We start from the raw sequence: 14,584 nt of genomic DNA, 5'->3' as shown, positions 1-14,584 counted from the left end.
TTGTACGGTTATGGCATGCCGTCCGTGTGCTCGTCCGGCGGCACCACCTGCTTCTCCTCGGCGAAGTGGCAGGCCGAGTCGTGGGCGGCCGGGCCGGGGGCGAAGCGGAACTCGGCGGGGACCGCGAGCGGTGGCACCTCCAACGCGCAGCGCTCCCGGGCCTTCCAGCAGCGGGTGCGGAAGCGGCAACCCGACGGGATGTTCGTCGGCGAGGGCACGTCACCCGTCAGGATGATCCGCTCCCGGTGCTCACGCGCCTCGGGGTCGGGCACCGGGACCGCGGAGAGCAGCGCCTGGGTGTAGGGGTGCGTCGGGTGGTCGTAGATCTCGGCGTCCCTGCCGATCTCCACGATCCGGCCGAGGTACATGACCCCGACCCGGTCGGAGATGTGCCGGACGATCGACAGGTCGTGCGCGATGAAGACGTAGGAGAGATCGAACTCGCCCTGCAGGCTCGCCATCAGGTTGATGACCTGTGCCTGCACCGACACGTCCAGGGCCGACACCGGTTCGTCGGCGACGATGACCTCGGGGCGCAGGGCCAGCCCCCTGGCGATGCCGATGCGTTGGCGCTGGCCGCCGGAGAACTGGTGCGGATAGCGGTTGATGTACTCCGGGTTGAGGCCGACGACGTCGAGGAGTTCCTGCACCTTCCTGCGCCGGTCGCCCTTCGGGGCCACCTCGGGGTGGATGTCGAAGGGCTCCCCGATGATGTCGCCCACCGTCATGCGGGGGTTGAGCGAGGTGTAGGGGTCCTGGAACACCATCTGGATGTTGCGCCGTACGGTCTTCAGGGCGCGGCCGGACAGCTTGCCGATGTCCTCGCCCCTGTACTTGATCGAACCGGCCGTCGGCCGTTCCAGGTGGACCAGCATCCTGGCGACCGTCGACTTGCCGCAGCCGGACTCGCCGACGATGCCGAGGGTCTCGCCGCGGTGGAGGGTGAAGTCGACGCCGTCGACCGCCTTCACGGCGCCGACCTGTTTCCTGAAGAGGATGCCCGTGGTGAGCGGGTAGTGCTTGACCAGACCGCTGACCTCCAGAATCGGCTCAGCCATTCAGGCACTCCCTCCAGAAGTGGCAGGCGCTTCCGCGGTCCTCGGAGACCTCGTACAGCGGCGGTTCGTCGGTTCGGCACACGTCCTGGGCCATGGGACAGCGCGGGTTGAAGGCGCAGCCCGGCGGGATGTGCATGAGGTTGGGCGGCAGGCCCTTGATGGCGTAGAGCTCCTGGCCCTTCTGGTCCAGGCGCGGGATCGACTCCAGCAGGCCCTTGGTGTACGGGTGGGCGGGCGCCTTGTAGATGTCGTGGACCGGGGCCGACTCCACGATCCGCCCGGCGTACATCACCGCGATCCGGTCCGCCACGTCCGCGACCACGCCCAGGTCGTGGGTGATGAGGATCAGGCCCATGTTGTACTCGCGCTGCAACTCGGCCAGCAGGTCCATGACCTGGGCCTGGACGGTGACGTCGAGGGCGGTGGTGGGCTCGTCGGCGATGATCAGCGCGGGCTCCAGGGCGAGCGCCATCGCGATCATGATGCGCTGGCGCATTCCGCCGGAGAACTGGTGCGGGTACTGCTTGACGCGTTGACTCGCGCCCGGGATGCGCACCCGGTCCATCAGCTCCACGGCCTTGATCCGGGCGTCCTTCCTGGACATCCCCCGGTGCACGACGAACATCTCGCCGAGCTGGTCGCCCACGGAGAGCACCGGGTTCAGCGACGACAGCGCGTCCTGGAAGATCATCGCCATCTTGGCGCCGCGGATCTTCCTGCGCTCCTCCTCCTTCAGTCGCAGCAGGTCCTGGCCCTGGAAGAGGATCTCGCCGCCGGTGATCCGCCCCGGCGGGATGTCCAGGATGCCCATGATCGCCTGTGCGGTGACCGACTTCCCGGAGCCGGACTCGCCGAGCACGGCGAGGGTCTCGCCCGCGTCCACGCCGTAGTCGACGCCGTTGACGGCCCGGGCGACCCCGTCCCGGGTGCGGAACTCCACGTGCAGGTCACGCACTTCGAGCAGCATGACGGCGGCTCACCTCAGCTTCGGGTCGAGGGCGTCGCGCACCGCGTCGCCGAGCATGATGAACGCGAGCACCGTGAGCGCGAGCGCCCCGGCCGGCCAGAGCAGCATGTGCGGGGCGTTGCGGATGTTCTGGGACGCGGCGGAGATGTCGATGCCCCAGCTGACCGTCGGCGGCTTCAGCCCGACGCCGAGGTACGACAGGGTCGCCTCCAGCGCGATGTAGGTGCCGAGCGCGATGGTCGCCACGACGATCACCGGCGCGACGGCGTTGGGTGCGATGTGCCGCAGGAGCAGCCGTGAGTGGGAGGCGCCCAGCGCCCGGGCGGCCTGCACGTAGTCGTTCTGCTTGGCGGTGATGACCGAGCCGCGGGCGATACGGGAGATCTGCGGCCACCCGAGCAGGACCATGAACCCGATCACCGGCCACACGCTGTCGCTGGTGACGACCGACAGCAGCACGAGGCCGCCGAGGACGACCGGGATGGCGAAGAAGATGTCGGTGATCCGGGACAGCACCGAGTCCCCGGACCCGCCGAAGAACCCGGCGAGCCCGCCGAGCACCGAGCCCAGCAGGGCCACCCCGAGCGTGGCGCAGACACCGACCGTGACGGACGTACGGGCGCCGTAGACCGTGCGGGTGTAGACGTCACAGCCCTGGCCGTCGAAGCCGAAGGGATGGCCGGCCTGGGAGCCCTCCTGGGCCTTGGCGAGGTCGCACTTGAGGGGGTTGCCGGAGGCGATCAGGGAGGGCCAGAGGGAGATGAGGACGAGGAAGAGGATGACCAGACCCGAGATGATGAAGACCGGGTTGCGCCGCAGGTCACGCCACGCGTCGGACCACAGGGAGCGTGGCCTGTCCTGGGGGTCGCCGCCGCCCGGCCAACCCGGGCTCTTCTCGAGGGTCTCGCCCTCGCTGGTGGCGAGGTCCATCGCGCCTCCCATCCCGGTCGCGGCGATCGCCCCGTCCTCGGCGGCCCGGCCCCCGCCCGACGTGTACGGCTCCTGCGGCAGGGGCTCAGGCATAGCGGATCCTGGGGTCGAGGACGGCGTACAGCAGGTCGACGATCAGGTTGGCGACCAGGAACACCAGGACGAGGACCGTCACGAAGCCGACGACCGTCTGCGTGTTCTGGCGGAGGATGCCCTGGTAGAGCTGGTAGCCGACGCCGTGGATGTTGAAGATGCGCTCGGTGACGATCGCGCCTCCCATCAGGGCGCCGATGTCGGTGCCGATGAAGGTGACGACCGGGATGAGGGAGTTGCGCAGCAGGTGCCGGGTGATGACGCGGCGTCTGGGCAGTCCCTTCGCGACCGCCGTACGGACGTAGTCGGACCGTTTGTTCTCCGCGATGGAGGTGCGGGTCAGCCGGGTCACGTAGGCGAGGGAGACCGAGGCGAGGACCAGACCCGGCACGATCAGTTCGCCGAAGGTGGCCTCCGTCGACACCGACGGTTTGATCCAGCCCCACTCGACGCCCAGCAGCAGCTGGAGCAGCAGGCCGGTGACGAAGGTGGGGACGGAGATCACGACGAGGGTGAACATCAGGACCGTGGTGTCGACGGGCCGGCCGCGCCTGAGGCCGGTGATCACGCCCAGCGTGATGCCGATGACGACCTCGAAGAGGATCGCCACGATCGTCAGCCGGATGGTGACCGGGAACGCCGTCGCCATCAGCTCGGTGACCTCCTGCCCGTTGAACGCGGTGCCGAAGTCGCCGGTGAAGACGTTGCCCATGTAGGTCAGGTATTGCTGCCAGACCGGCTTGTCGAGGCCGAACTCCTTCTCCAGCTGGGCGGCCGTCGCCGGGTCGCACTGCTTGTCGCCGCACAGGCCCGCGATCGGGTCGCCCATCACGTTGACCATGAGGAAGATCAGCAGCGTGGACCCGACGAAGACCGGGATCATCTGGAGCAGCCGCCGGACGACGTACCGTCCCATGGACGATCAGCCGACCTTGATCTCGTCGTAGACGGGGACGCTGAAGGGGTTGAGCTTCACGTTGGACAGCCGGTCCGAGTAGCCCGCGCTGCCGTTCTGGTACCAGAGCGGGATGGCGCCCATGTTGTCCCTCAGGACCTCCTCGGCCTCCTGGAACTTCGCGACCGCCTTGGCGGTGTCGGTCTCGGCGTTGGCCTCGTCGACGAGCTTGTCGAAGTCCTTGTTGGTCCACTTGCCGTCGTTGGAGGAGGCGTTGGTGTAGTAGAGCGGCTGCAGGAAGTTCTGGATGAGCGGGTAGTCCATCTGCCAGCCGGCGCGGAACGGGCCGGGCATCTTCTCGTCGCCGATCTGGTTGCGGAAGTCGGCGAAGGTGCCGACCGGGTTGCCGACGCAGGCCCGGTCGTTGTCGAGGGCGTTGTTGATCGAGTTGCAGACCGCGTCGACCCACTGGCCGTGGGAGCCGGTGTCCGCGTTGTACGTGATCTTGACCTGGCCGCCGGGGAGACCGCCGCCCTCCTCGATGAGCTTCTTGGCCGCGGCGGCGTCGTACTCGCAGGCGTCCCCGCACAGACCTTCCTTGAAGCCGCCGTCCTCGCCGAGGACCGGGGAGGTCCAGTCGGTGGCGGGGGTGCGGGTCTTCTGGAAGATGGTGTCGGTGATCTGCTCACGGTTGATCGCCCGGGACAGTCCGGTGCGGACCTTCTCCATCCCCGGCTTGTTCCACGCGTCGTCGTAGAACGGGAAGGCGAGGGTCTGGATGATGCCGGCCGGGGTGTTGATGTAGCGGTCGCCGAGGTCGTTCCGCACGTTCTTGAGCTGGGAGGCGGGCACGTCGTCGACCAGGTCGAGGTTGCCGGCCATCAGGTCGGTGTAGGCGGTGTTGTTGTCGGTGTAGACCTTCAGGTCCACGCCGCCGTTCTGCGCCTTGTCGTCGCCGGGGTAGCCGTCCCAGGCGCGCAGGGACATCTGGGAGCCCTTGGTGTACGAGTCGACGGTGTAGGGGCCGTTGCCGACCGGCTTCTTCACCCAGGCTTCGTGGTCGTCGAAGAACGCCTTCGGGAGCGGGGCGTAGGCGGGGTAGCCGAGGGTGTCGGGGAACGTCGAGAACTTCTGGTTGAGCCTGACGGTGAAGGTCCGGGCGTCGACGACGTCCAGTCCGGAGAGCGTGTCGGCGCTCTGCTTGCCGCCGTTCTCGGGGTGCGTCTTGTCGTAGCCCTCGATGTAGCCGAAGAAGTACGCGTTCTTCTGGTTGTTCTTCAGGCTGGCGCCGTAGTTCCAGGCGTCGACGAAGGACTGGGCGGTGACCTTCTCGCCGTTGCTGAAGGTCCAGCCGTCCTTGACGGTGATGGTGAAGGTCTGCGAGTCCGAGGTCTCGATCTTCTCGGCGAGCATGTCCTCGGCCTTGCCGGTCTCCGGGTCGTACCGCTTCAGACTCCGGAAGATCATGTCGAGGACCTTGCCGCCCTGCACCTCGTTGGTGTTGGCCGGCTCCAGCGGGTTCTGCGGGTCACCCCAGGAGGAGCTGAGCACCGCGCCGGTGTCGCCGCCGCTGGCGCTGCCGCCGCCTCCGCAGGCCGTTGCCGTGAGGGCGGCCGCTGTCGCGCACGCGACCCATTTGGCGTGAGTGGCTCCACGCATGGAGTGCCTCCTATGAATGCCCTGTGACACCGACGCGCGGGCGCCGATCCGTTATCGGTAAATATCGGGGCAAACAGTGAATGTCGCACATAGGCCCGGGCCTTTGGAGGGACGCGTCATCCGGATGCACGCGCCCGATCGAGGCGACGAACCGGACGATCCGGTTACCAAACAGTGGATCTTCGTCGGGGCACGCAATGGATCTTCACCAAGCGATGCCGAACCGTTGGAAAACAACCCCCTGGTGTACGCATTCCGATATAGAGCCGTCCGTATATCGAACTCATTGCCTGAATAGTCCAATTGGCCCGATGTAAGACACGACCTGATCACGAGGCGCTACACGCGTAGCTACGGGACAGTCAAGGGAAGGTAAAGAACGTAAAGAGAAACCCAAGCCGACCGAGAATTTATTGACCTTGAACGAATTGCGTTGAAAAAGTCCGGCGTAGCCCGTAGGGAGTGCCCTGCGGAGTCATCAGACTTTTCCGTGGGCCAGGAGCACCATGACCCCCCCAACTCCATCTGCGGCTGCCCCGCTCGAGGTGACCGACGAGACCGTCGAGAAGTCGATCACTTCTCCCGCTCCGAAGGCCACCGAGAGCAGGTCTCCCGGGCAGCTCGCGTGGCGCCGGTTCAAACGTGACCGTACGGGCTTCACATCGGCCTGCATCGTGATCTTCTTCTTCGTGATCGCGATCACCGCTCCGCTGATTGCCAAGCTGTACGGCAAGAACCCGTACACGCAGTACGGGCAGGACGCGCCGATCGGCACCCTGCTCAACGATGCGGGCTTCCCCATCAAGCCCAACGGTGGCATCGACGGCGACTTCTGGTTCGGCGTCGAGCCGTCCATGGGACGCGACGTCTTCACCTTCCTGCTCTACGGCATCCGGACCTCGCTGATGATCGCCACGGTCACCACGATCCTCGTGACCGTCATCGGTGTGGTTGTGGGCATCACCGCCGGCTACCTGGGCGGAAGGACGGACTACTTCGTCAGCCGGGTCATCGACATCGTGCTGTCGTTCCCCTCCACTCTGTTCTTCATCGCCTTCACGCCGGTCGTGTACGGCCTCTTCTACGCCGCGGACGAGGAGATCCCGGCCTGGGCGCGCGGCGTCTGCCTGATCGTGCTCCTGACGGCCTTCGGCTGGGCCTCGATCGCGCGTCTCCTTCGCGGTCAGGTACTCGCCCTGCGGGAACGCGAGTTCGTCGAGGCGGCGAAGGTGACCGGTGCCTCTCCGGCCCGGATCATCTTCAAGGAACTGCTACCCAACCTGTGGACGCCGATCCTGATCCAGTCCACGCTCGCCCTCCCGGCGTTCGTGACCGCGGAGGCGGGTCTCGCCTTCCTCGGCGTCGGCATCCAGGACCCGACCCCGGACTGGGGCGTGATGATCCAGCGCGGTGCGCAGTTCTACACGGACGACATCACGTTCATGATCTTCCCTGGCGTATCGATGATCATCTTCGTCCTCGCCTTCAACCTGCTCGGCGACTCGGTCCGCGACGCACTCGACCCGAAGTCCAAGCGCTGAGTCCCACCCGGCCCGGTCATCGTCGTCCGGAGACCGACAGCTCGTAGCCCGTCTCTCTCATCCATCACATCAGGCAGGTAGCCATGTCCTTTTCCCGCAGAAACTTCCTGATAGCCACCACCGTGGCGGCAGGCGCGACCACCGTTCTGAGCGCGTGCAGCAGCGGCAACGCCGGTGGCGACGGCGGTAGCTCCACCAAGGCTCCGCAGGGCAAGGCTGCCAAGATCACGGTCGGCACCAAGACCGACTCCCAGGGCCCCGCCCCGGAGATGCCGGGTGCCCGCAAGGGCGGCACGATCTACACGCTCGACCAGATCGACTTCGACCACCTGGACCCGGCGCAGATCTACTCGTCGTACACGGGCGCCGGTTCGGTCCTGTTCCTGCGTGGCCTGACCGGTTACCGGGTCGACTCCAAGGGCAACACCACCCTGGTCGGCGACCTCGCCACGGACGCGGGCACGGTGAAGGACGGCGGCAAGACCTGGTCCTTCACGCTGAAGGACGGCGTGAAGTGGGAGGACGGCGCCGACGTCACCATCGACGACGTCCGCCACACGTTCGAGCGTCTCTTCGCCTCCTTCGTCACCGAGGGCCCCCGCTACCCGCAGGGCTGGCTCGAGGGCGGCGACAAGTACAAGGGCCCCTACGAGGGCAAGCACCTCTCCTCCATCGAGACGGACGGCAACACCGTCACCTTCCGTCTGAAGGAGGCGCACGCCGACTTCCCGTTCATGCTGGCCATGCGCGGCTTCGCGATCGTGCCCAAGAAGCACGACACCAAGAAGAAGTACGACCAGCGCCCGTACTCCTGCGGCCCGTACAAGATCCAGTCCCGCAGCGTCGACAAGTCCCTGACCCTGGTGCGCAACGAGCACTGGGAGGCGGACAAGGACCCGTGCCGCAACGGCTACCCGGACAAGGTCGTCATGCAGTTCGGCTTCCAGTCGCTGGCCTCCACGGACCGCTACATCGCGGACTCCGGGAACGACCAGTACGCGCTCTCCCTGCTCAACGAGGTCGCCCCCGAGCGCATCACGAAGGTGTTCGGCGACGCCACGATGAAGAAGCGCGTGCTGACCCAGGTCGACACGACCTGCTACTACTTCCCCATCAACATGACGCGCATCAAGGACGTCAAGGTCCGTCAGGCGCTCAACTGGGCGTGGCCGGCGCAGCAGCTGAAGCAGCAGCGCGGTGGCTCGGCCGTCACCGCGACCGCGACCACGATCATCTCCCCGCTCACCCCGGGCCACGTGGACTTCGACCTGTACGGCAAGAAGACCAAGCCGACCGGTGACCCGGAGAAGGCCAAGGCGCTCCTGAAGGAGGCCGGCGCCGAAGGCCAGAAGATCGTCATCGCCTTCCAGCAGTCCGACAAGGCCGTCAAGGAAGCCGTGACCATCAAGAACGCCCTCACCAAGGCGGGCTTCGACGTGGTGACGCAGCAGGTGGACAAGACCACGTTCTACTCCGAGATCGGCCAGCTGGACAACAAGTTCGACATGTTCGCGGCCGGCTGGGGCCCGGACTGGCCGGCCGGTTACGCGGTCATCCAGCCCTGCTGGGACGGTAGCCAGATCGCCGACGGCGGCGTCAACTGGTCGCAGCTGGACAACACCAGCGTGAACAAGGCCATCGCCGCGGCCACCGCCATCACCGACGCGGACAAGGCCAACGCGGCCTGGGGCGCGATCGACAAGCAGATCATGGAGCTCGCGGCCTGCGTCCCGGACTACAACCCGATCCGGAACTACTTCTACGGTTCCAAGGTCGGCGGCGTGGTCTACAACGCCGGTGACACCTGCGTCGCCATCGGCAAGGTCTTCGCCAAGGCCTGACGTTTCCTCGGGGCGGCGGTCCGACCGACCGCCGCCCCGGCCCCGTCCACGCTCCCCACACCCCCCGGCGACGGCGCCCCGTCCGGAAAGCCTTCACCCATGTTCCGTTTCCTGATCCGTCGAGTGCTCGGCGCGCTCGTCATTCTGCTGATCATCAGCGCCGTCACCTTCTTCCTCTTCTACGCCATCCCGCGCGACCCGGCGCGGATGGCCTGCGGCAAGGTCTGCCCTGACGACCTGCTGGCGCAGGTGAGGGCGAACCTCGGCATCGCCGACCCGATGCCGGTGCAGTACTGGCACTGGCTTGAGGGCATCTTCGTGGGTCGCGACTACACGGGTGTCGGACACTGCAACGCGCCCTGCCTCGGCTACTCGTTCGCCAACAACCAACCGGTCTTCGAGACGCTCAAGGGCGATATCCCCACCACCATCTCGCTGGCCATCGGCGCGGCCTTCTTCTTCTTGATCATCGGTATCGGCACGGGCATGGTGGCCGCGGTCAAGCAGGGCACGTTCCTCGACAAGGCCGCCAGCTCCTTCTCCCTCATCGGCTCGTCGATGCAGATCTACTTCGTCGGCTACATCGCGATGTTCCTGCTGGTGAGCCAGCTTCACCTGCTGGACCAGCCCTCGTACACGCCCTTCACCGACAGCCCCGTCGCCTGGGCCTCGGGCCTGCTGCTGCCCTGGCTCGTGCTGTCGATCATCTTCACGGCCAACTACACGCGTATGACCCGCTCGCAGCTGGTGGAACAGCTCAGCGAGGACTACGTGCGCACGGCACGGGCAAAGGGCCTGTCCCGCCGCTCCGTCTTCTTCCGCTTCGCCTGGCGCGGTGCGATGGGCCCGATCGTGACGATCTTCGGCATCGACATGGGAACCCTGATCGGCGGCGCCATCATCACGGAGTCGACGTTCAGCATCCAGGGGCTCGGTCTGCGCGCTGTCCGCGCGGTCACCGACAGCGACCTGCCGATGCTGCTCGGTCTCACCATGATCGCGGCGGCCGGCATCGTTTTCGCCAACATCATCGTGGACGCCGTCTACGCCCTCATCGACCCGCGCATCCGGCTCGCCTGACCCGGGTCCCCTCAGCTACCCCCCGGCATCACCCCCCAGGAGCGTCCCCGTGACGAGCACCGATCAGCAGGCCTTCCTCTCCGTCAGGGACCTGAAAGTCCACTTCTCCACCGAGGACGGCATCGTCAAGGCCGTCGACGGGCTCACCTTCGACCTCGAGAAGGGCAAGACGCTCGGCATCGTGGGTGAGTCGGGGTCCGGCAAGTCCGTCACCAACCTGACGATCCTGGGCCTGCACGACCGGCATCGCACCGCGATCGACGGCGAGATCCTGCTCGACGGCAAGGAGCTGATCACGGCCCGGGAGTCCGAGCTGGAGAAGCTGCGCGGCAACAAGATGGCGATGATCTTCCAGGACGCCCTGGCCTCGCTGTCGCCGTACCACACCATCGGCAAGCAGATCGGTGAGACGTACCGCAAGCACACCGGCGCCTCCAAGCAGGAGGCCCGGGCGCGGGCGATCGAGATGCTGAAGCGGGTGGGGATCCCGCAGCCGGACATGCGGGTGGACGACTACCCGCACCAGTTCTCCGGCGGTATGCGCCAGCGCGCGATGATCGCGATGGCCCTGGTCTGCGACCCCGAGCTGCTGATCGCGGACGAGCCGACCACGGCGCTCGACGTGACGGTCCAGGCGCAGATCATGGACCTGCTGAAGGACCTCCAGCAGGAGTTCGGCACGGCGATCGTCTTCATCACGCACGACCTCGGTGTCATCGCCGACATCGCGGACGACGTGCTGGTGATGTACGGCGGCCGGTGTGTGGAGCGCGGCACCAAGCAGGAGGTGCTGCGTACCCCACGGCACCCCTACACGCTGGGTCTGATGAACTCGATGCCGACCCTGGACGGCCCGGTGGACGTGCCGCTGTCGCCGATCCCGGGCTCGCCGCCCTCGCTGCTGAACCCGCCGTCGGGCTGCCGCTTCCACCCGCGGTGCTCCTTCGCCGAGAAGGTCGCGGGCGGGCTGTGCTCGACCGAGCAGCCGGCGCTCGAGGTCGTGGGCGGCAGGGGTTCCGCCTGCCACCTCACGCCGGAGCAGCGCCAGGAATTCTTCGCCGACTTCGCCGTATCCCGGCACAACTGACGGACACGAGACGGGACTTCACCATCATGAGCAACGCGAACCCCCTCCTGGACGTCAGCGGTCTGACCAAACACTTCCCGATCAAGGGCGGCTTCCCGATCCGGCGCACGGTCGGCGCCGTGCAGGCCGTCGACGGGCTCGACTTCTCGGTCGCCGAGGGCGAGAGCCTGGGCCTGGTCGGCGAGTCCGGCTGCGGCAAGTCGACGACCGGCCGGCTGATCACGCGGCTCCTGGAGCCGACGGGCGGCAAGATCTCGTACCGCGGCAAGGACATCACGCACGCCGGCCGCAAGCAGCTCGCGCCGATCAGGTCCGAGATCCAGATGATCTTCCAGGACCCGTACGCGTCCCTGAACCCGCGGCAGACGGTCGGCAAGATCATCTCCGGGCCGATGGAGATCAACGGGATCGAGCCGACGGGCGGCCGGGAGAAGCGGGTCCGTGAGCTCCTGGAGATCGTCGGCCTCAACCCCGAGCACTACAACCGCTTCCCGCACGAGTTCTCCGGCGGCCAGCGCCAGCGCATCGGTGTCGCCCGCGCGCTGGCCCTCGAACCGAAGCTGATCGTGGCCGACGAGCCGGTCTCCGCACTGGACGTCTCCATCCAGGCACAGGTCGTCAACCTGCTCCAGCAGGTGCAGAAGGACCTGGGCATCGCCTTCGTCTTCATCGCCCACGACCTGGCGATCGTCCGCCACTTCTCGCAGCGCGTGGCGGTCATGTACCTCGGCAAGATCGTCGAGATCGCGGACCGGGACGACCTCTACGGCAATCCGCGCCACCCTTACACGCGGGCCCTGCTGTCCGCCGTGCCCGAGGCCACCGCGGACGACGTGCCGGCCCGGGAGCGTATCCTCCTCAAGGGCGACGTGCCGTCCCCGATCAACCCGCCCTCCGGCTGCCGCTTCCGTACGCGCTGCTGGAAGGCGACGGACAAGTGCGCGAGCGAGGCCCCGCCGCTGGTCCAGGTCGAGGGCAACAAGCCCGGCCACCTCACCGCCTGCCACTACCCTGAGACGGACGGAACCGTTCCGGCTCCCCGTCTCTCCAAGGACCCCCAGGCGGCGGCCTGACACACCCCTTTGGTCAGCCGCCCCCTGATGGAACGGACTTTCCCGGCCCATTGACCCGAGCCCACGAACGTCCGATCCAGGGGACGAAGGCCCGCGCCCCTCCCCGGGGTGCGGGCCTTCTCATGCCATGTCCGGCCAAGGCGGGATTGCGAGATCGAGTCCGCAGCCCACGGCCGCGCTCCTCAATTTGAGCCAAGCGCCATCCGCGGCTGTGGGGTCAGCCCTGGACCCTGCCCTGCGATGCATGGTCGATCCATCACCACCCCAGTCGATCCGGACTGTGCTGGGCCGCATCGGTATTCCGTTCGCAAGGCGCGCGCCCCTCCGCTCGACCGATCAGTCGGCAACTCCATGCAAAATTAGGGGTTCCCACCTCTGAGGTTCCTCAAGTCCCCCTGCTGTCAGGTGCACGGCAGTAAGAATGATCTGCATAACGCATGGTCGCCGTCACACCAGGAAGCGAGTGGATCACTGTGAAGAGCATCAAGAAACTGGGGATTTCCGCCGGAGCCTTCGCCCTCGGAGTCTCGGTTCTGGGCTCCGTTTCACCTGCACAGGCTGCGGGCGGTGGCACCGCCTTCCACCTCGTCAACCAGGCCACTGGAAAGTGCCTACAGATGAACTGGAAGGACGAGAAGATAACGCAGGCGACGTGTAAGAACACGAAGAAGCAGTGGTGGGGGAACAACGGATCCAAGCTCTACACGGAGTACAACCGTGCCGGCTGGTGCCTGGCTCATTCCGGCAAGGAAAAGGCCTTGTACGCTCGCACCTGCGACAAGGCACAGGGCTGGACTTGGGCAAGCCTCCGCAACAACGCCAAGACGACCATCTTCTCCACGAAGTGCAGCTACCTCAAGGTGGTCAGCGGACAGGTGAAGTGCGGCAAGAGCACCGGCACCGGAAATTCCCCCGGGCGGAAGAAGATGACATGGGTCATCAAGTACTGATTTTTTCGTCGCCTCCGACGTAGTGTCTTGGGGGGAATCGACGCCGACATGAAATCTTCCGTCCTGACCGGCCGACGGTCAGGACGGATCCTCACCTGCGCCTCCCCGCCGGGGAGTGAGCGACTCGGCCGGCCCGCCTGAGGGCCCGGCACATTTGAGACTCCACCCAAAGCCTCACACTCCGGTGCGCCCGTCGACCAGTTCGCGCACGATGTCCAGGTGGCCGTTGTGCCGGGCCGTCTCCTCGATCAGGTGGAGGAGGATCCAGCGGAGGTCGACCCGACGGCCGTCGCCGTTCGAGCGCTCGGCCTTGGCGTCGAGGTCGTGGGCGGCGACCAACTCGCGGTAACGGGCGGCCTGTTCGGCGTACTCCGTGAGGACGTCGGAGAGCGGGAAGTCCACCGCGATGCGCATCTCGCGGTCGGGGTCCTCGTCCGTCCAGGGGCCCTTGTCCTCCTCGCCGAGGAAGACCACCTGGAACCAGTAGTACTCGACCCAGCGGAGGTGGTTGACCAGTCCGCTCAGGGTCATCAGCGGCGAACCCGGCAGGGGCGCCTTGCGGGCGTTCTCCGCCGAGACGTCCTCGCACTTGGCACGGGCGGTGTCACGGGCGTAGTCGAGGAAGGTGGTCAGCTGGGTGCGCTCGTCCCACGCGGGAGGAGTGTCTGTTCTTGTCATCGACGGTGAGCATCCCGGACCGGCGTCCGATTGTCGAACCATTAAGCGAGCCGCCCGTCAGCCGGTTCCGTCACCCGGTTCCGTCAGCCGGTTCCGTCACCCGGTTCCGTCACCCGGTTCCGTCACCCGGTTCCGTCACCCGGTTCCGTCACCCGGTTCCGTCACCCGGTTCCGCTCGCCGGGCTGCGCCCGCCCTCCCGCGCCACCAGCTCCACCTCGAAACCGTCCCCGTTCTCCAGATATCCGGCGCAGTGGCCGGGTCCGCCCGCGTAGGGGTGGCGGTCGGGGAACATCAGGGTCCAGCCGTGTTCCGGCGCCGCCCCGGCCAGGGCGTCGAGGTCCGCGCGGCTCGGCACGTGGAAGGCCAGGTGGTTCAGGCCCGGCCGCATCCGGTCGTACGGCTCGCCGGGGCGCAGCGCCGGTGACTGTTCGAGGACGATGTACGTCTCCCCCGCCCGCCAGCTGCGGCCGTCGGCCCAGCTCTGGTACTGCTCGTAGCCCAGGCGTTCCAGCAGCCATCCCCACGGTCCCGCCGCGCGCCCCAGGTCCTGCACCCACAGCTCCACGTGATGCAGCAACTCCCGCCCCTTCCCGCGTCCCGTGCGGACGACCCCGTGCGAACTCCCGATCCTGTCATCCGCCGCACCCCGGCGTGACAGACCGCCGCGACGGTTGATCGGTCGTTCGCGGGCCCCGGGACCGTGCCGGCGGCGTCGAACGCGCTGGAGGCCG

13 protein-coding genes are annotated in these 14,584 nt (G+C 67.0%); 6 read left to right on the top strand and 7 right to left on the bottom strand.

All coding sequences use genetic code 11. The features are described from left to right. Positions 1–8 precede the first annotated feature (8 nt). Genes AQJ84_RS13145 through AQJ84_RS13125 form a run of 5 tightly spaced genes read right to left on the bottom strand, consistent with a single transcriptional unit; the run spans position 9 to position 5,602 of the window. A complete protein-coding gene (locus AQJ84_RS13145; RefSeq protein WP_030038345.1) occupies positions 9–1,058 on the bottom strand; it encodes an ABC transporter ATP-binding protein in 1,050 nt (349 codons plus the stop codon). Continuing rightward, complete coding sequence (locus tag AQJ84_RS13140; protein WP_030038346.1) at positions 1,051–2,025, bottom strand: ABC transporter ATP-binding protein; 975 nt, start codon at positions 2,023–2,025, stop codon at positions 1,051–1,053. The genes AQJ84_RS13145 and AQJ84_RS13140 overlap by 8 nt, the downstream gene beginning before the upstream one ends. A gap of 9 nt (positions 2,026–2,034) precedes the next feature. Further along, positions 2,035–3,048, bottom strand: coding sequence for an ABC transporter permease (locus tag AQJ84_RS13135; protein WP_030038347.1), 1,014 nt, complete (start codon positions 3,046–3,048; stop codon positions 2,035–2,037). Then, on the bottom strand, positions 3,041–3,964 hold the full coding sequence (locus tag AQJ84_RS13130) for an ABC transporter permease (protein ID WP_030038348.1): 924 nt from the start codon (positions 3,962–3,964) through the stop codon (positions 3,041–3,043). Before AQJ84_RS13130 ends, AQJ84_RS13135 begins: the two co-directional genes overlap by 8 nt. A gap of 6 nt (positions 3,965–3,970) precedes the next feature. Further along, positions 3,971–5,602: a peptide ABC transporter substrate-binding protein gene (locus AQJ84_RS13125; protein ID WP_030038349.1), complete on the bottom strand. Its 1,632-nt coding sequence runs from the start codon at positions 5,600–5,602 to the stop codon at positions 3,971–3,973. Between the two features lie 506 nt (positions 5,603–6,108). Here AQJ84_RS13125 and AQJ84_RS13120 point away from each other — a divergent pair. The 6 genes from AQJ84_RS13120 (at position 6,109) to AQJ84_RS43025 (ending at position 13,174) form a co-directional block, all read left to right on the top strand. Then, complete coding sequence (locus AQJ84_RS13120; protein ID WP_209442713.1) at positions 6,109–7,143, top strand: ABC transporter permease; 1,035 nt, start codon at positions 6,109–6,111, stop codon at positions 7,141–7,143. Between the two features lie 83 nt (positions 7,144–7,226). Next, positions 7,227–8,984 (top strand): ABC transporter substrate-binding protein, encoded by a 1,758-nt coding sequence (locus tag AQJ84_RS13115; protein WP_030038351.1) that lies wholly within the window; start codon positions 7,227–7,229, stop codon positions 8,982–8,984. A 99-nt stretch (positions 8,985–9,083) separates the two neighbouring features. After that, on the top strand, positions 9,084–10,064 hold the full coding sequence (locus AQJ84_RS13110; protein WP_030038352.1) for an ABC transporter permease: 981 nt from the start codon (positions 9,084–9,086) through the stop codon (positions 10,062–10,064). Between the two features lie 49 nt (positions 10,065–10,113). After that, complete coding sequence (locus tag AQJ84_RS13105) at positions 10,114–11,151, top strand: ABC transporter ATP-binding protein (RefSeq protein ID WP_053193167.1); 1,038 nt, start codon at positions 10,114–10,116, stop codon at positions 11,149–11,151. Positions 11,152–11,177: 26 nt separating this feature from the next. Next, entirely contained in the window at positions 11,178–12,224 is a 1,047-nt protein-coding gene (locus AQJ84_RS13100) for an ABC transporter ATP-binding protein (RefSeq protein ID WP_059198820.1), read from the top strand. Between the two features lie 437 nt (positions 12,225–12,661). Further along, positions 12,662–13,174, top strand: a complete 513-nt coding sequence (locus AQJ84_RS43025) for a hypothetical protein (RefSeq protein ID WP_128092197.1) — start codon at positions 12,662–12,664, stop codon at positions 13,172–13,174. Positions 13,175–13,348: 174 nt separating this feature from the next. On the opposite strand, the gene AQJ84_RS13090 is transcribed toward AQJ84_RS43025, so the two are convergent. Both AQJ84_RS13090 and AQJ84_RS13085 read right to left on the bottom strand, forming a co-directional pair. Then, positions 13,349–13,852: a DinB family protein gene (locus AQJ84_RS13090; RefSeq protein ID WP_030038360.1), complete on the bottom strand. Its 504-nt coding sequence runs from the start codon at positions 13,850–13,852 to the stop codon at positions 13,349–13,351. A 161-nt stretch (positions 13,853–14,013) separates the two neighbouring features. Next, on the bottom strand, positions 14,014–14,430 hold the full coding sequence (locus tag AQJ84_RS13085) for a VOC family protein (RefSeq protein WP_030038359.1): 417 nt from the start codon (positions 14,428–14,430) through the stop codon (positions 14,014–14,016). Between the last annotated feature and the right edge of the window lie 154 nt (positions 14,431–14,584).

It is taken from the genome of Streptomyces resistomycificus, assembly GCF_001514265.1.
In the GTDB taxonomy this organism is placed as follows: Bacteria; Actinomycetota; Actinomycetes; order Streptomycetales; family Streptomycetaceae; genus Streptomyces; species Streptomyces resistomycificus.
Note: the sequence above shows the minus strand (reverse complement) of the source record. Positions and strands in the feature narration are given on the sequence as shown.